This is a genomic window from Arthrobacter sp. UYCu723, from assembly GCF_054059215.1.
Window position 1 is genome coordinate 1233446 of sequence record NZ_JBSSBW010000001.1, and the last position, 14952, is coordinate 1248397.

The window sequence follows — 14952 nt, forward strand, 5'->3', positions numbered from 1 at the left end:
CTGGTGACCAGAAGCGTTTGCTGCCAGGGCGGCGGACCGCCGGAACATTTCCTTAGGAAATGAACTCTAGACAAGCTCAATTTTCCCAGATCCGAGGGCATTCTCGGTTTAACCCTCGCGCTCAGGTCAATCCTGATCGGTGGATTAAGGGGTTGAGTCGTTGTTGGCGACGTCGGGAACACTCATCCAACCTAGTCGAATAGCTGCCGCTCGTAGGCGACCGCCGCAGCCTCGGTGCGTGTGGCCACTCCGAGTTTCCCCAGGATTCGCGACACGTGCACCCCGACGGTGTTGGCGCTGATGAACAATTCGGTGGCGATGCGCCGGTTACTATATCCCTTCGCGACCAGTCCCAACACGTCGAGCTCGCGGACGGTCAGCCCGAGAGTCGACGTCGCAGGCGCCGGTGCGGACGCCTGTGGATCAAGAGTGATTCGGGCGCGACGGGCCACCTTGTGCACCGTGGACGCCAATGGGACAGCGCCGAGTTTCGTGGCGAGAGCGGCGGCGGTACGCAGGGCGGTCTCGGCGGCCACCCGATCGCCCGCCAATGCGTGTACCTGCGCGACGGCGACAAGGCTGTGTGCCTGATCGTAAGGCCGCTTCAATGCTCGCCAGGACGAAGCGGCATCCTCCCATCGACTAGCTGTTCCTTCGGTTGTGGCGCGGTAGGTGGCGTGATAGGCGGCAGTCGGCGAGGTGACGGCTGGCAGCTTTTCGGCCAGGGTCAACAGCTCTGTCGGTGCGCCAGTCACCTGAACTGCCAGCAACACCAACGGCCATGTCTCATGGGGGTGGCGCACCCATACATCTGGTTCACTCTGGGCCAGAGCACGGGCCGCCGCTGGGTGGTCGCCGAGGTCGAGCGCCAACTGGCACTCCAGGGCCTGCTGCTTGATGCGGTATGGCTCGGCCCACCGTCCCTCGCCTAGCAGCCCTTCGGCATCCGACAGGTGGCCACGTGCGGTCGTCGCGTCGCCTTGCGACAAGGCGATCTCCGCGTAGCACTGCAGCAGCGCAGCTCGGCTCAGCGGTGTCAACTGCAGAAACTGAGCGTCGTCCACCAGGGAAAGGGCTTGCGACCATTCACCCAGGGCAACTAAGGCGCGTGCCCATCTGACCAGCATGATTGGGGCCAGTTCACCGAACCGGTATGTAGCGTGGGCGCCCCGCAATGCTCGCTGAATCACAGAGATGGCCTCATGTAGCTGCCCCGCGTTGAGCAGCATTGCCGATTCCCAAGTGGCGACCTCCGGACTCTGGTCGCCAGCGAAGGCATGCGCTTTGGCGAAATAGGTGCCCGCCAAATCGGGATGATCCCCGGTGGCTAGCGCGAGGTACGAATATGCGCGAGCAGCCAAATCTGTTGCGCCCAGCTGTTCGGCGATGTCCACAGCCGCGCGGGCATCTGCTTCGGCAGCGACACTCTCCCCGCCAAACACCCGGGTTATTGCTCGCTGGGCTAGGGCCTCGCCGCGTTCAATGGTGGACTGTTTGGCGGAGGTGAGAGCCAAAGCCGCCTCCAGATCGGCACCCGGCCCCTGCCCGGTACGGCCCTTCAACCCCGCCCGCCGTTGATACAGTGCGGCCGCGCGCAACGGCTCGGCTTGCGGATCTACGAGAGCAATGGCCGCAGTGGCCGCCTCGATACCGTGACCAATCGCACCGCTATGCGACGCCGCATCGACGATCTGCTCGAGGACCGACGCTGGTGTGGTGTCGAGCAGCTCGGCGAGCCGGGGCACCCGGTCCCACAAGTCCATCACTCGCTCTAGCTGGCGCAATCGCTCCGCGTGGGCGCCAATGTCCCCGGCGATCACCGCCGCCCGCCAGGAAGCGGTGGCGGCCAACTGATAGTCGCCTGCAGCCGCCGCGTGATGGGCCATTTCCGCAGGATAGTCCTTGTCGGACAGCGCGCGTGCTAGCCGCTGGTGCACATCAACGCGCTGCGCTGGCAGCAGATCGTCGTAGATCGCTTGCCGGATCAGGACGTGCCGGAACTCGTACCCGGTCGCCTCAGCCCGCAGCAGCTGCAGGTCGATCAACATTCGAAGCGCGGTGACCAAATCTTCGAATGACAGCAGTGCCGCGTCACTGAGCAACTCATGCCGAACCCCGGAACCGCATGCTGAAGCGAGGGTGAGAATCGTTTGCGCATCTGCTGGCAGCCCCACCCGGAAGCCCAGAAGTAGTTCGGTCAGGCCAGCCGGAGTATCCTCGGGCGACCGGCTGAGCGCCTCGACGAACAACGGATTCCCGCCACTGCGATCGAACACTCGACTGATCACGGCTTTGTTGGGTTCGCTACCCAGCAAAGCAGCCAGCAGCCGGCCCACTTCGTGCCGGTTCAACGGCGCAGGACTGACCAATCGAGTCCCCGGGTGGCGGTGCAGCTCCGCGACTAGAGATCGCAACGGCCCAGCTTCGGCGGGCCGATAGGTGCCAAGGATGTTGACCTCGCCCTCAGCGAGGTTGGCCACCAGGAATGTCAACAGGTCACGGGTGTGTTCGTCTGCCCAGTGCAGATCCTCGAACACCAGCAGCAACCGCTGCTTCAGCGCCACCTGCTCCAGAACAGTGAGGATCTCACCGAATAGGGCGATCCGGTCGGTGGAGGGTGCGGCGTAGCCGGTTTTGCCGGCTAGTTGGGAAGCCACTGGGCCAGCGCGGGCTGAGGCGGCAGCATCGCGGCGAGCCGATCGGACCCGACTGCCCGCACCAAGGCCCGCATCACGCCCAGGAATGGCGCATACGCAACGCCTTCGGCTCCGAATTCGGAACATCGGCCGACCAGGATCCAGGCTTCATCACCTAACCGCCGTGAAAGCTCAGTCACCAGGCGAGACTTGCCAATCCCGGCCTCACCGGCGAGCAATATTGTGCGCACCTGGGGATCGCGGATAGCGTCGTTGAGCGCCGAGACTTCAACGGCTCGCCCAATGAGGACATCACTGACGGTAGAGGTAGTCACTAGCTAACGGTAGAAGATAACGAAGATGCATGATGCGCGAAGGGGGTCTTTACCGGAACCATTACTGGTATGACCAACAACGAAATCCACCCATACGCCATCAAGTTCTCTCAGGCAGAGCTGGATGAGCTGCACCGCAGGCTCACTCGCACCCGCTGGATCGACGAGCTACCCGACACAGGCTGGGAGCGAGGTGTGCCTACCGGGTACCTGCGTGACCTGACAACATACTGGGCCGAGAAGTTCGACTGGTCCGCAGTTGCGGCGCGCCTCAACCAGTACCCACAGTTCACCACGACGATCGACGACCAGAACATCCACTTCCTGCACATCCGCTCGCAGCGCCCGGACGCCACCGCGCTGCTACTGATTCACGGCTGGCCCGGCACCGTAGCCGACTTCCTGGAGCTGATCGAGCCACTCACCAACCCAGACGACGCCGACATCCCGGCATTCCACCTGGTCATCCCATCGTTGCCCGGTCATGGCTTTTCCGGCCCAATCACCACCAGGGGGTGGAACGATGGCGTTATCGCCGGTGCATTCGCCCAGCTGATGGCCCGCCTTGGGTACGACCGCTATGGGGTCCAGGGCGGAGACCACGGCGCTTTCATAGCCTCCCGGCTGGGTCGTGAGGACGCCGAGCACGTGATCGGCGTACACACCAATGCATTGGTGACATTCCCCACCGGCGATCCGGCCGACATGGCGGCATTGACTGATGGGGAGAAAGCACGGCTCGGTGCAATGAAGGAGTTCCAAGAGAACGGTTCGGCCTACATGCAAGTCGCCGGGACTCGCCCGAACACGATCGCCCAACTACTCGCTGACTCGCCCACGGGTCAGCTCGCCTGGATAGTCGAGAAATACCACGAGTGGGCCGAGCAAGCCCTCACCCCAGACCAGATTCTGACGACGGCAACAATCTACTGGCTCACCGACACTGCCCGCAGCGTGGCCAACTTCTACTACGAGCGGTTCAACGACCCCTCCATGTGGGCGCCCAAGCCCAAAGGCACCGTACCGACCGGGGTCGCGGTGTTCGCCAAGGCCGACTTCGCTATCCGTCGTTTCGCGGAGAAGACACACAACATCACCCACTGGTCGGAGTTCTTCTCGGGTGGTCACTTCCCCGCCCTCGAAGTCCCCGAACTACTCACCGGTGACATCCGTGAGTTCTACGGCGCACTGAGTCACTGACGAATTGCAGTTGGTGCGGTCTGCATCACAACAGATCGCACCAACCCAATGGCCAATGAAAATGCGCGTGATGGACTCAGTCGCGAAATACCCAAACTGCTGATCCAATCGCCGTGACCCCGTTGGGTGGATCCCTTCTAATGGAGGATGTTCAGTATGAGAAGTCAACGTAAGGCGTACACGCCTGAGTTCAAGGACGAGGCCGTGAAGCTGGTGATCAACACCGGTAGGCCGGTCGCGACCGTGGCCCGCGAGCTTGGCATCGTCGAGCAGACGCTCGGCAACTGGGTGAACGCTTACAAGGCTCGGCACGAGGCTGGCGATGGCGCCCTGTCAGAAACGGAGCGGGCCGAGCTGGTCCGGCTCCGGAAGGAGAACGCGGACCTGAAGCTGGACCGGGCGTTCCAGAAAAAAGCGTCGCTCTTCTTCGCCCAGGAAGCGTCGGATACGAACGGCAAGCGTTCGAGTTGATGCACGCGGAATGAGCCACTTCACCATCACGAGAATGATCAGACTCCTCGGCGTGTCCCGCTCGGGCTACTACGCCTGGGGCGGGCTGGATCAAGCACGCCGACCCGGACCCCTCGCCCCAGGTGGACGCCGTCGTGCGCTGGGCGTTGTCCCGGCTTGACGACGCCAATATGCCCGAGGTGGTTCACGCAGTTGTCCTCACACTGACGCCGCCGGAGTACTTATCTGGCGGGGCCTTCCCGGAAGCGGAGAGCCCGAAGCAGCCCAGCCCGGGGACGCCGTCTGACATCAATCCCGGAAAATGCCAGGAACAGACTCCGACCTGGCTGCCGGGTTTGTTCCGGTGCCCGCAGGATGTCCCCGTCCACGCGCGGCACTCGCATCCACCCCGGGGCTGTGACAGGTGCCGGTTCCGGCCTCCCTGTTTTTCCTCGGCTCAGGAAGTCTCTGTCCTGCGTCCGGTTCTTTCGCGGCGATGGGATCCAGGAATTACGGTGTACCCGTCTCGGTGGGTTGGTGGTTGACCTGGCCGGTCTTGTCGAGCTCGATCAGGCCGTCTAACTGTCTGAGGATCCATTCCCTCACGGCCTGTTCTTCCTCCCAGGATTCAACGTACTTCCAGCGGGCCGCCATTTCGTCGCGGATCTCTTCCAGGGTGTGCCGCTGGATGCCGCGGCGGAACTGATCGATGATGGATGCGCGCGCCTCGCGGCGCTGCTCGTCGTTCCAGCGTTCCGGAGGAACGATGGAACCTGATTCGTCGCGGATTACGGCGCGGGGACGTTGGTTCATCGGGAGCACTGGATCAGCATCCTTCCGGTAAATTTTGGCGCGGGACGTGGGGATCGAACAGGCAGCGGATAGGTCCCGGCCGGGCGGTTCCCATCCTGCGGATTCGACGGGCCCGCAGCACTCTTGAAAGATAGCCAGGGTGTATGGCTGACCGGCTTCGCAGCATCCGCAGGGCTCCCGAGGGCTGTCCTAAAGCGTTTCCCAGCCAACGGTTTCCGAATATCGGGCAACCAAGACACCCTGGCCGAAGGAGGTACTCGCTGTGGCCTCGAAGCGCAGCAGGGCGGCCCGGCACCCGGCCTCCCTCACCGCATCGGTGGCCCTGCTCAGAGCTTCCTCCCGGTCAGCGGCGTCCAGCGCCGAACGGATGTCGGCATTCTGATTAACGGTGTATTCGACGTAGAACGGCATGGCTGAAGCATTCCACATACCCCGGAGGTAAACAGGCAGACGGCACCCGATGCTTAAAGCTGAGACCTGCTCCAACAGGGAAAGTTGGCCTGCCGGCCGGAAGGCCGTTCCGGCGTCTATTTTGGGCTGCGGCCGCGCCGGCGTCTGGCTGCGAAGTAGGCCAGAGAGGCCATGGCGGCAAAGAAGAACACGGCGGCGGGAAGGTAGCTGGCAATCAGCAGCAGCCAGACGCCGCACGCCAGCAGCGCCGGCGGGAGGAGGATGGCTGCTGCCCAGAATGTCCTGCCTTGGTGGCGGCCGGTTCCGTTCGTGTTTCCTTCGGTCGGATTTTCGTGGTTGTTGGGTTCAGAGTTCATGCCGGTCCCATGCCGAGGGGGTAGCGCTCGGGAGTCCGGGTGCGGTGGTTCGGAATCGTCAGGCTGATCCGTAACGATGATGGTGGGGTGGCCGTCATGCCGGTGTCCTGGATCAGAGGGGCCTGGGAGGACGGGCCGCTGCGGCGGTGGGTGGGTGCTCTATGGCCAGGACCGAGATGTCGATGCGCCCGGGGGTGAGGCCGGTGTGGCTGATGGTCCGGGTGATCTGCTCCCGCACGGCCTGGGCGACGTTCAGGGCTGCGAAGGCGATATCGGTGGCGATGTCGAGCTGGACGTCGGCGATGCCGTCGTGGACGGTGACGAAGACGCCGTCGTGCCGGGCGGGAGTGGTGCGGGTGTCTGTCCTGCGGAGATTTTGGATTGTTCCTTTTCCCAGGCGGGTGAGGAGGTTTTTCAGGGTCGGTTCGAGACGGAGGACACCTGGTGTATCGAGGGCGGTGCGGGCAGCAAGGTCGGCAATAAGGTGGCTGCTGATCAGCCGGGCTTCGAGGGGATGCTCAGACATCGTAGAAATCCTCCACGGTGATGTTGATGGCTCCGGCGTTGAGTCCGACGTGTGCTGTGATCATGCTGATGATCCGCTGACGCAGCAGCTCGGCGGTTCCGGGGATGTCGGTGTCGGAGGCCACGGCGATTCGAAGGTCCACCGAGATGTCGGAGGTCCCGGCCGGGCGGGGGGCGTCCGCGGTATCCGGGTCAGGATGGACGCGGCAGCGGCGGGCCCGTACTCCCGGAAGGGCATCGGCGCCGAACCAGATGACTGAAGTGATGGCTTGTTCGCTGATCGTGATGCCCCCCTGCTCAGCCCGGTAGACGGGGAGCCGGTTGCCCCTTCGGACTTCGGCGCGGGCCAGGTTCATGATGGCGTCCTTGACGGCGTGATGCGGCTGCAGGGAGGGGTCTTCTGCATCGTCGTCCCGAAGCGTGCGGGTGGCCTCCGCGAGCCTTGCCAGGCTGGCCCGTGCCGTCCGGCACTGGACGCAGCCGCTTTCATGGGCGGTGGGGGGCTGGTTAATGGATGCCCAGACCTCGTCGATGCCGCGGCCACAGCCCAGGCGGGGGGGTTCGTCTATTGCCATTGACTCATCTTTCCCGCGAGTTGTGCGCGTGCTCTGGCGAGGCGGCCTCTGACCGTCTGTTCACTGACCTTCAGCGTTGCGGCTATTTCAGCGTAGCTGCGTTCGTGGATTTCCCGCAGGAGCCAGCAGGCGCGCTGCCCGGGCGGGAGGGTCAGCAGCGCTGCGGCCAGGCCGTCGATCTCGCAGGAGATTTCCGCCTCGCGGGCGGGATCGCCTCCGGCTCCCGGTCCGGCGAAGGAATCCGCGGTTGTTTGCAGAGTTGCCGGTTCCTGGACGACCTCCGCCTGACTGGACCGTCGACGCAGACTGTCCAGGCAGCGGTTGGTGGCCATCTGGTAAAGCCACCCGCTGAAAGCCTGCCCGTTGATCAGCAGCGGCAGCTTTCTCCAGCAGGCCACCAAGGTGTCCTGCACGACGTCTTCGGCGTCGCCCCGGTCATGCAGCATCCGGAAAGCGAGACGGAAAAGCCTGCCCTGATACGCCTCGACGAGGTATTCGAAGGCGTCCAGGTTGCCGTCCTGGGCCCGGGCGACGACGGTTGCCTCGTCCAGATCATCGGGCCGTGTCAGGACAACGGGTTCACGTTCATCCATCGTCACCGCCGTCCCCTTTTGCCCCCGAACCGCGCCACCCGGGTTCCGGTCTTATGACCAATATTTCAGACGGGGCTGGTAATGGGAATGCCCGGTGCGGGAAGCAGGGGACAAAACAATTTCCCTTTTCGCGTGACGTTTGGCGGTGACGTGCGTCTTTAACCATGTAGGCAACATCGCACGGTTGATTGAGGAGATGGTTCCCGTGACAGAAGCCCCGCAGATCCCAGCACAGTCCGGTGGCATGGTGGCTACCGAGGAGGGGCAGAAACGGAACGCCCCCGTTGAGACGCGCCGCACGACCGACCTGCTGCACACGGCCCGGGGGGATACCACCATTGAGGAAACCGTGGTCCAGAAGCTGGCCGGCATGGCTACGCGTGAGGTTCCCGGTGTGTATGCGATGGGCAGCGCTGTCCGGCGCGCGTTCGGCGCGATGGCCGAGCGCATTCCCGGTTCCCAGACGAATGTCAGCGGTGGGGTGAGCGTGGAGAAGGGTGAACGCCAGACCGCCATCGACTTGAGCATCGTCGTCGAGTACGGAACGTCCATTGTCGAGGTGAGCCAGGATATCCGGCGCAATGTCATCCAGTCGGTGGAGCGCGCGACCGGTCTGGAGGTGCTGGAAGTGAATGTCCACGTCACCGATGTTCATCTGCCCGATGATGAGGGGCCCGAAGAGGACGCCAAGAAGCCTCTGGAGTAACCAGCTCACCCGCTCCGTCCCGTTTGCGGGCGGTAACCGATTTTGGAAGGAGTGCCGCATGTCCACTACACGATGGTGTCTGGCAGTCGGTCTGGTACTAGGAATCGTTTTGGCCTTCGGAGGTTTTACAGCCCTGGTGACAGTGCTCCTCTTTGGCCTGATTGGGCTGGTAGTGGGCCGTATTGCGGAAGGAAAACTGGATCTGCAGGCATTGTTCGGCAAAGCATCCAGCCGATGAATGCCACCGCAGCACATGCCGGCTCCCGGGACCTGGATTCGCGGGGGCGCACCGTCCTTGACCGGAAGGTGCTGGAGAAGATCGCCAGTCAGGTCGCCAGCGAAGAGTCCTTGGCCGGCGGGTCCTCGGGAGGGTTTCTGGGCATCGGAGCACATTCGGACTTTTCCGCCCGGCCCAAAGCCACGGTGGAGCTGGCAGGCAATATCGCCGTGCTAAGCGTGGAAATAGGGCTGCTCTACCCGGTACCGCTGCGCCAGGTCACCGAACAACTGCGCCGCCGGATCAACGAACGCGTCACCGCCCTGACCGGGGTGGAGGTGCGCCAGATCGACATCACAGTGTCCTGGCTGAAACCTGCCGATGAATCCACCGGCCGCCGGAGGCTGTTATGAGCCGGCACGATGGGAAAGCCACACCCCTGCGGCACCGTCCCAGCCGGGCTGTTCCTGCCCTGATCCTGGGAACGCTGCTTCTGGCCGCCGGCGTGGCACTGGTATGGGCGGCAGTGGCGCGGCTGGCCACGGGTTCGTGGCCGGTGTTTCTGGCAGGACCCCGGGACTGGCTGACCGGTTTGACCTGGAACGATCCGGGAGTCTGGGCCGTCGGGGCTGCGGCGGCGGTCGTAGGACTGGTCCTGCTCGCGGCAGCACTGGTTCCTGGCCGCTTTAACGCCTTGCGGCTGCAGGCACCCGCGGACGAGGGGCAAGTCCCGGTGGCAGGCACGCAGGAAATTGTCATGACGCGGCGGGCCGTTGCGCGGTACGCGGCCGCGCACTGTGAATACATCGACGGCGTCGGTTCAGCATCGGCCACGGCCACGGCCCGCGCGGTCCATCTGAACGTGACCACGGCCCTGCATGAAACAGGGGAGCTGCGCGGCCGTGTCATTGCCGAGGTCAGGGAACGCCTGGCCGGTGCCGGGCTCAACCCGGTCCCAAAAATCACCGCGTCCGTCCGGTCCAAGGAATGAACGCGGCCGCATTCCGGAAAGAAGGCACCCCATGCGACAACACGCCGGAGCGCTGAACCGCTCCTGGCTGGTCATCCTTGGCATTCTCGCCCTGGCCGGCGGCGTCCTGATACTCCTGATGGCCAGCGGAACGCTGCACGCCATGAGCCCCGCAACGGTGGCTGCAGAGAGTCCCGTCGTGACAGGGGACCTGCACACGGTCTTCGGCCCTGCCTCTGCTACAGCCATTGTCCTGGTGGCCGGGGTTGTCCTGGGCGCCCTGGGGTTGTCGTGGATCCTGGCACAGATTCCACGAAGGAATCCCGCCGACAGGTACCGGCTGCATCAGGACCCCGCCTCCGGAACCACGCTATGTGAAGCCTCGGTGCTGGCCTCCGCCGTGGAAAACCAGATCAATGCCCTGCCCGGGGTTGTGGGTTCCTCGGCACTGCTGCGCGGCACAGCCGTGGACCCGGATCTGACGATGAAAGTCACGGTCAACAACCGCGCCGACATCCAGGACGTCCTCCACAGCATCAACACCCGGGTCATTCCGGACCTCGCCACGGCCTTGGAGACACCGCTGCGGCGGACAGGAATCCAGCTCGAGGTCAGTGGCCGCAACGCCATTTCCGGTACCACCGTGGAGACCACCGGCACTGTCATCTACTAAGAACAAGTCACGCCGAAGAACACGACCTTAGCGTCGGATATTTCACTTTTCCACAAGCCACCCCAACCTGCACATACAGAAGAACCAAGGAGACACGATGCTCACCCCGGAAGACATCGACGATCTGCTGCGGGGATTTCGCTCTGAGCCTGCCCCGCCGGAGCGGCACTCCTCACCTTCGCTCCAGTATTTGGCCATGTCGTTGCCGGATTGCCAGATGTCTGCGCGTCGCCTATATGAGGTATCGGTAGACCATGGCGCGGGAGACTCCGAGCATCTTGCCGACATCGGAGGCGCTGACTCCTTTGCCTTGAGTTCGTTGGCCCTGGCAGCGGCAGCGGCGTCCACTTTGCGGGGCCTTCCGCCGTGGCGGTTGTTGGCCGCGGCCACGGCGAGACCTGCTCTGGTGCGTTCGATCATCGTGTCGCGCTCCAGCTGCGCGAATGCCGCCATGATCGTGAGCATTGCGGTGCCCATGGGCCCGGTTGTGAGGCAAAGATCCTCGCAGGGTTGAGAGTTCGGACGCGTTTGGTCTGGGTCAGGAGCCTGTCGATTAGGCGGATGTTTCCGCCAGTGATTCGGATGATGTCACGACGGCGGTTGCGCGGGCGAGGCCTTTGTCGGCGGCCATAACCCTCGCCAGGGTCTTGGGTGCGAACACTGCCCGGACTGGCCTCATGCCTGCTGGCCCGGAGCCCGGATGATGCGGCGCTGGGTTGCGGCTGCGATGGCTGCGGTGCGGTTGTCCACGCCGAGTTTGCCGTAGATGTGCACCAGGTGGGTTTTCACGGTTGCCTCGGAGATGAAGATCTGTTTTGCGATGGCGCGGTTGGACAGCCCGGTCGCCAGCAATTCGAGCAACTGGACTTCCCGCGGGGTGAGCGCGGCGGCGGGATTGCTGATCCGGTTCATGAGCAGGGCCGCTATTTTGGGAGCCAGGGCAGTCTGGCCCGCGGCGGCTGCCAGCACGGCCTGCCGGATCTGTTCGGGCGGTGCGTCCTTAAGCATGTAGCCGCTGGCGCCTGCCTCCACGGCGGCCAGGATGTCCGCGTCCGTGTCGTAGGTGGTCAGGATCAGGACCGGTGGAGGATCCTCCAGCAGCCTGATCCGGGAGGTGGCGGTGACTCCGTCCATGCCGGCGCCCATTTGCAGGTCCATGAGCACGACATCGACCGGGTCGCCCAGGATGTGTAGCCGTTTGAGTTCCTTGAGTGCTGCGTCGCCGTCGGCGGCTTCGGCTGCTACTGAGATGCCTTCGAATTCGGTGAGCATGGCCCGCAGCCCGGCCCTGACCACGGGATGGTCATCGACCAGCAGGATACAGATGTCGTTCATTGTTCTTCCCTCTCAGGCGCGTCGTCCAGGGGCAGACGGATGGCCACCACCGTACCCTCCCCGGGGGCCGATTCGAGTTCGAGAGAGCCTTTGAGCGCCGTCACCCGTTCCTGCAGTGACCGGATCCCGAAACCGCTCCCGTCCGTCCGGGCATCCATCCGCGCGGTCAACCCGGCGGGGTCGAAGCCGACACCGTCATCATAAATGTCCATGGTGACTTCACTGCCCAGAAAGGCGACCGTAACGACGGCGTTGCTGGCTTTGGCGTGGTCTCTGACGTTGGCGAGGCTGGCCTGGGCTGCCCGGAGCAGGGTCACCCGGTACGGCTGCGGCAGCTCGGCGGGGTCGCTGTCGAGTTCAAACCGGCAGCGCAGCCCCGACCCACGGGCAGCGGCGCTGGTTTCGGTGCTCTCGCAGAGCCGGCGCAGGCTCTCGATCAGCGAGGTTCCCTGCAGATGCGGGGAAGAGAGTCCGCGGACGAAATTCCGGGCCTCGGCCAGGTTCTCCGAGGCGGTCTGCTGCACCAGCGCGAAGCGTGCGGCAGCGGTGGCGGTGTCTCCGTCCGCCAGCGATTTTTCGGCCGCACGGGCCACCAGCACGATGCTGGAGAATCCCTGGGCGAGTGTGTCGTGGATTTCCCGGGCCAGCCGTTCGCGCTCGGCCAGGATGCCGGCATCGTGCTGGGACGCTGCCAGCTCCGCACGGGTGCGGCGGAGTTCATCGGCTGCACGGCGCTGGTTCTCCGCCTCACGGTAGAGCGCCCGGTAGGCCAGCCCGGTCACGACAGCGAACCCCGCACCAAACGCCGGACCCAGGACGACCGCGATGTGGGGGACGGGGAGTCCACTCGCTGTCCATTGGGCGGCAATCACCGCTGACGTCATGAAGGCGATGGTCAGCAGTGCAATCCGTCGCCGAAGCAAGTGCAGGTGCAGGAAGAAGAGGGGAATGCCAGCCAGGCGAAGTCGGAACTTCCGGCCAGCAGGACGGCCCACAGGGCGGTGACGAGTCCCAGCCACAGGAAACCGTAGCGGCGCGGATCGAAACCCGTGCTGCCGGCGGCGAAGCGCTTTTCCAAGATGGTGCCGGTCAGGTAAACCCCGGCCAGAACAAGCGCGGTCCCGGCCAAGGCATACCGCAGTGGGTCCCCGCCACCGGATACCAGCAGTCTCAGGACAGCGACACCGAGCAGGGCGGCGAAGCCGACGTGCAGCGTCACTCTCAGGACGCGCAGGATCGCAACGGAGGGCGCAGCGTCCAGGCCGCTAAGCAGGGCATCGCCCGGACCTAAGCCTTGATCCACCGATGTTGATTGGGGCTACGTCGGCGTTTTAAACCGAGAATGGCCGCCTTTTCAAGGAAAATGAAGTTTGTCTAGAACTCATTTTTCACCGAAAAGAGGCCATCTCGTAGATGCAAGTTTCCCACAAACCATCCGCGGTGTCGGTTTCCTTTGACGAGCCCAATCTCGTGTCGGCTGCCGGGCTGCTGCCGGTCATGACGCTGGCCCGGGACGCCGGGCTGCACGAGCTCGCCCAGGACTGGCTGACGGTGCCGACGGATAAGGGCGCGAACGCCGGGCTGAAAGTCGCTTCCCTGGTCGCCGGGATGGTCGCCGGGGCAGACTCGATTGATGACATGACCCTGTTGCGCCACGGCGGGATGAAGCGGCTCTTCACCGCCTGCTACGCGCCCTCGACCCTGGGCTCGTTCCTGCGGTCCTTCACGTTCGGGCACGTGCGCCAACTGGACGCTGTCGCCTCCCGTTTCCTGGCCGGCCTGGGGACCCGGGCCCCGCTGCTCGGGAGCCCCGGGGCGGAGGACTTCGTGTTCGTCGATGTTGACGACACGATCATCGAGGTCCACGGCTACGCCAAGCAGGGTTCCGGCTACGGGTACTCCGGGGTCCGCGGCCTGAACGCCCTGCTGGCCACGGTCTCCACCAAAGACACCGCCCCGGTAATCGCGGCCCAGCGGCTGCGCAAGGGCGCGGCGAACTCGGCCCGCGGAGCCAAACGCCTGATCACCGATGCCCTGTCCACGCTCAAAGGCCTCCAGACCGGAGGGCAGAGTCGCGGGCGGGTGCTCTGCCGGTTCGATTCGGCCTTCTATGGCCATGCAGCGGTTTCCGCCGCGCTGGCCGGCGGGGCCGAGGTCTCGGTGACCGTGCGCATGGACCCGGCCGTCAAACGGGCTATCGCCGGGATCCCGGAGACGGCATGGGAAATGATCGAATACACCGACGCGGTCTTCGACGAGACCACCAACACCTGGGTCTCGAAGGCTGAGGTCGCCGAAACCGTGTTCACCGCGTTCTCCTCCCGGAAAAAGGCCGAGCAGGTCACCGGCCGGCTGGTGGTGCGCCGCATCCCGGAACTGAACAAGAAAGCCAGCGACGGACAACCCACCTTGTTTGAAACCCATCGGCACCACGCGTTCTTCACCACCGTGGACGCCAAGGTTCTGGACACTGTCGCCGCGGACCAAACCCACCGCAAACACGCTCAGATCGAGCAGGTGAACGCCGATCTGAAGGACAGTGCGCTGGCTCATATGCCCTCAGGTGTTTTCGCGGCGAACTCCGCCTGGCTGGTTGCCGCGGTCATGGCCTATAACCTCACCCGCGCCGCCGGGCTCCTCGCCGCAGGCCCCTTCGGCAAGGCCCGGACCGGCACGATCCGCCGCAAACTCATCCACGTCCCGGCCCGCATCGCCACCAGCGCCCGGAAAATCCGGCTTCATCTCCCCGAAGCCTGGCCCTGGCAAACAGCATGGCAGGGCCTCTTCGAGCACCTCTACCCGCCGCCACAACCGGCCTGAACCCACACCAACCAGCCACACGGCGCAACCAGGACCACCAGTGGAACACCCCGACAGCGAGGCCGGATGATCCACCATGCCCAAACACCTCACCGCAGCCAGCCCGGAATTACGCCCGGGACCGGCTGCCGATCGGTGGATCAAGGCTAAGGGACCGTCGCTGTCCGGGGCAGGGAGTGAGTCTGTGGCGGGCATTGGATCAGCTTATGCGGACCCGGTCCGGGACGGATCAACCAATTGGTTGACCCGGGGATCAACCATTCTTCGCGTATCAACCTTCTGCACGATGGCGCAGGCGGTTGACCGCGGGAGGGTGGTTATAGGAGCTTTTCGGCCC

At 64.3% G+C, this 14952-nt stretch carries 18 protein-coding genes and 1 pseudogene; 8 read left to right on the forward strand and 11 right to left on the reverse strand.

The genetic code is table 11. The features are described 5' to 3' along the window. Positions 1 to 191: 191 nt before the first annotated feature. Together ACVWZ8_RS05610 and ACVWZ8_RS05615 are read right to left on the reverse strand one after the other, a co-directional pair. Positions 192 to 2657: a LuxR C-terminal-related transcriptional regulator gene (locus ACVWZ8_RS05610; RefSeq protein WP_456504055.1), complete on the reverse strand. Its 2466-nt coding sequence runs from the start codon at positions 2655 to 2657 to the stop codon at positions 192 to 194. Next, entirely contained in the window at positions 2642 to 2971 is a 330-nt protein-coding gene (locus tag ACVWZ8_RS05615; RefSeq protein ID WP_456504056.1) for an AAA family ATPase, read from the reverse strand. The genes ACVWZ8_RS05610 and ACVWZ8_RS05615 overlap by 16 nt, the downstream gene beginning before the upstream one ends. A 69-nt stretch (positions 2972 to 3040) precedes the next feature. Between ACVWZ8_RS05615 and ACVWZ8_RS05620 the strand changes: the two genes are divergently transcribed. Next, positions 3041 to 4171: an epoxide hydrolase family protein gene (locus ACVWZ8_RS05620; protein WP_456504057.1), complete on the forward strand. Its 1131-nt coding sequence runs from the start codon at positions 3041 to 3043 to the stop codon at positions 4169 to 4171. A gap of 156 nt (positions 4172 to 4327) precedes the next feature. Then, positions 4328 to 4642 (forward strand): transposase, encoded by a 315-nt coding sequence (locus ACVWZ8_RS05625; protein WP_456504058.1) that lies wholly within the window; start codon positions 4328 to 4330, stop codon positions 4640 to 4642. A 489-nt stretch (positions 4643 to 5131) separates the two neighbouring features. On the opposite strand, the gene ACVWZ8_RS05630 is transcribed toward ACVWZ8_RS05625, so the two are convergent. The 6 genes from ACVWZ8_RS05630 to ACVWZ8_RS05655 form a co-directional block, all read right to left on the reverse strand. Next, positions 5132 to 5434 carry a hypothetical protein gene (locus tag ACVWZ8_RS05630; protein WP_456504059.1) on the reverse strand — a complete coding sequence of 101 codons (303 nt, stop codon included), beginning with the start codon at positions 5432 to 5434 and terminating at the stop codon, positions 5132 to 5134. 189 nt (positions 5435 to 5623) lie between these two features. Next, on the reverse strand, positions 5624 to 5845 hold the full coding sequence (locus ACVWZ8_RS05635) for a hypothetical protein (protein ID WP_456504060.1): 222 nt from the start codon (positions 5843 to 5845) through the stop codon (positions 5624 to 5626). Positions 5846 to 5961: 116 nt separating this feature from the next. Next, on the reverse strand, positions 5962 to 6201 hold the full coding sequence (locus ACVWZ8_RS05640; RefSeq protein WP_456504061.1) for a hypothetical protein: 240 nt from the start codon (positions 6199 to 6201) through the stop codon (positions 5962 to 5964). A gap of 112 nt (positions 6202 to 6313) precedes the next feature. Continuing rightward, complete coding sequence (locus tag ACVWZ8_RS05645; protein WP_456504062.1) at positions 6314 to 6727, reverse strand: hypothetical protein; 414 nt, start codon at positions 6725 to 6727, stop codon at positions 6314 to 6316. Then, a complete protein-coding gene (locus ACVWZ8_RS05650) occupies positions 6720 to 7301 on the reverse strand; it encodes a hypothetical protein (protein WP_456504063.1) in 582 nt (193 codons plus the stop codon). The genes ACVWZ8_RS05645 and ACVWZ8_RS05650 overlap by 8 nt, the downstream gene beginning before the upstream one ends. Beyond that, positions 7292 to 7894: an RNA polymerase sigma factor gene (locus tag ACVWZ8_RS05655; RefSeq protein ID WP_456505909.1), complete on the reverse strand. Its 603-nt coding sequence runs from the start codon at positions 7892 to 7894 to the stop codon at positions 7292 to 7294. Before ACVWZ8_RS05655 ends, ACVWZ8_RS05650 begins: the two co-directional genes overlap by 10 nt. A gap of 196 nt (positions 7895 to 8090) precedes the next feature. Here ACVWZ8_RS05655 and ACVWZ8_RS05660 point away from each other — a divergent pair, with 196 nt between their 5' ends. The 5 genes from ACVWZ8_RS05660 to ACVWZ8_RS05680 are packed head-to-tail and all read left to right on the forward strand — an operon-like array spanning position 8091 to position 10460. Beyond that, positions 8091 to 8600: an Asp23/Gls24 family envelope stress response protein gene (locus tag ACVWZ8_RS05660; protein WP_456505910.1), complete on the forward strand. Its 510-nt coding sequence runs from the start codon at positions 8091 to 8093 to the stop codon at positions 8598 to 8600. Positions 8601 to 8658: 58 nt separating this feature from the next. After that, positions 8659 to 8838 (forward strand): hypothetical protein, encoded by a 180-nt coding sequence (locus ACVWZ8_RS05665; RefSeq protein WP_069950833.1) that lies wholly within the window; start codon positions 8659 to 8661, stop codon positions 8836 to 8838. Continuing rightward, positions 8835 to 9230 (forward strand): Asp23/Gls24 family envelope stress response protein, encoded by a 396-nt coding sequence (locus ACVWZ8_RS05670; protein WP_456504064.1) that lies wholly within the window; start codon positions 8835 to 8837, stop codon positions 9228 to 9230. Before ACVWZ8_RS05665 ends, ACVWZ8_RS05670 begins: the two co-directional genes overlap by 4 nt. Further along, entirely contained in the window at positions 9227 to 9808 is a 582-nt protein-coding gene (locus tag ACVWZ8_RS05675) for a DUF6286 domain-containing protein (RefSeq protein WP_456504065.1), read from the forward strand. Before ACVWZ8_RS05670 ends, ACVWZ8_RS05675 begins: the two co-directional genes overlap by 4 nt. Before the next feature lie 31 nt (positions 9809 to 9839). After that, positions 9840 to 10460: a hypothetical protein gene (locus ACVWZ8_RS05680; RefSeq protein ID WP_456504066.1), complete on the forward strand. Its 621-nt coding sequence runs from the start codon at positions 9840 to 9842 to the stop codon at positions 10458 to 10460. A gap of 42 nt (positions 10461 to 10502) precedes the next feature. On the opposite strand, the gene ACVWZ8_RS05685 is transcribed toward ACVWZ8_RS05680, so the two are convergent. From ACVWZ8_RS05685 to ACVWZ8_RS05695, 3 genes and pseudogenes are all read right to left on the reverse strand, one after another. Then, entirely contained in the window at positions 10503 to 10937 is a 435-nt protein-coding gene (locus ACVWZ8_RS05685; RefSeq protein ID WP_456504067.1) for a recombinase family protein, read from the reverse strand. Positions 10938 to 11135: 198 nt separating this feature from the next. Continuing rightward, complete coding sequence (locus ACVWZ8_RS05690) at positions 11136 to 11795, reverse strand: response regulator (RefSeq protein ID WP_456504068.1); 660 nt, start codon at positions 11793 to 11795, stop codon at positions 11136 to 11138. After that, positions 11792 to 13056, reverse strand: a pseudogene (locus ACVWZ8_RS05695) (sensor histidine kinase). The gene ACVWZ8_RS05690 and the pseudogene ACVWZ8_RS05695 overlap by 4 nt, the downstream one beginning before the upstream one ends. A 152-nt stretch (positions 13057 to 13208) precedes the next feature. Between ACVWZ8_RS05695 and ACVWZ8_RS05700 the strand changes: the two are divergent. Next, the gene (locus ACVWZ8_RS05700) at positions 13209 to 14615 is read left to right on the forward strand and encodes an IS1380 family transposase (protein ID WP_456503408.1); all 1407 of its coding nucleotides are present in this window, start codon (positions 13209 to 13211) and stop codon (positions 14613 to 14615) included. The last annotated feature ends 337 nt before the right edge of the window (positions 14616 to 14952 follow it).

Excerpts from the sequence above, each read along its gene's own strand:
- ACVWZ8_RS05620 (WP_456504057.1), top strand. The coding sequence starts at position 3,041 with ATGACCAACAACGAAATCCACCCATACGCCATCAAGTTCTCTCAGGCA.
- ACVWZ8_RS05625 (WP_456504058.1), top strand. The coding sequence starts at position 4,328 with ATGAGAAGTCAACGTAAGGCGTACACGCCTGAGTTCAAGGACGAGGCC.
- ACVWZ8_RS05630 (WP_456504059.1), bottom strand. The coding sequence starts at position 5,434 with ATGAACCAACGTCCCCGCGCCGTAATCCGCGACGAATCAGGTTCCATC.
- ACVWZ8_RS05635 (WP_456504060.1), bottom strand. The coding sequence starts at position 5,845 with ATGCCGTTCTACGTCGAATACACCGTTAATCAGAATGCCGACATCCGT.
- ACVWZ8_RS05640 (WP_456504061.1), bottom strand. The coding sequence starts at position 6,201 with ATGAACTCTGAACCCAACAACCACGAAAATCCGACCGAAGGAAACACG.
- ACVWZ8_RS05645 (WP_456504062.1), bottom strand. The coding sequence starts at position 6,727 with ATGTCTGAGCATCCCCTCGAAGCCCGGCTGATCAGCAGCCACCTTATT.
- ACVWZ8_RS05650 (WP_456504063.1), bottom strand. The coding sequence starts at position 7,301 with ATGGCAATAGACGAACCCCCCCGCCTGGGCTGTGGCCGCGGCATCGAC.
- ACVWZ8_RS05655 (WP_456505909.1), bottom strand. The coding sequence starts at position 7,894 with ATGGATGAACGTGAACCCGTTGTCCTGACACGGCCCGATGATCTGGAC.
- ACVWZ8_RS05660 (WP_456505910.1), top strand. The coding sequence starts at position 8,091 with ATGGTTCCCGTGACAGAAGCCCCGCAGATCCCAGCACAGTCCGGTGGC.
- ACVWZ8_RS05665 (WP_069950833.1), top strand. The coding sequence starts at position 8,659 with ATGTCCACTACACGATGGTGTCTGGCAGTCGGTCTGGTACTAGGAATC.
- ACVWZ8_RS05670 (WP_456504064.1), top strand. The coding sequence starts at position 8,835 with ATGAATGCCACCGCAGCACATGCCGGCTCCCGGGACCTGGATTCGCGG.
- ACVWZ8_RS05675 (WP_456504065.1), top strand. The coding sequence starts at position 9,227 with ATGAGCCGGCACGATGGGAAAGCCACACCCCTGCGGCACCGTCCCAGC.
- ACVWZ8_RS05680 (WP_456504066.1), top strand. The coding sequence starts at position 9,840 with ATGCGACAACACGCCGGAGCGCTGAACCGCTCCTGGCTGGTCATCCTT.
- ACVWZ8_RS05685 (WP_456504067.1), bottom strand. The coding sequence starts at position 10,937 with ATGGGCACCGCAATGCTCACGATCATGGCGGCATTCGCGCAGCTGGAG.
- ACVWZ8_RS05690 (WP_456504068.1), bottom strand. The coding sequence starts at position 11,795 with ATGAACGACATCTGTATCCTGCTGGTCGATGACCATCCCGTGGTCAGG.
- ACVWZ8_RS05700 (WP_456503408.1), top strand. The coding sequence starts at position 13,209 with ATGCAAGTTTCCCACAAACCATCCGCGGTGTCGGTTTCCTTTGACGAG.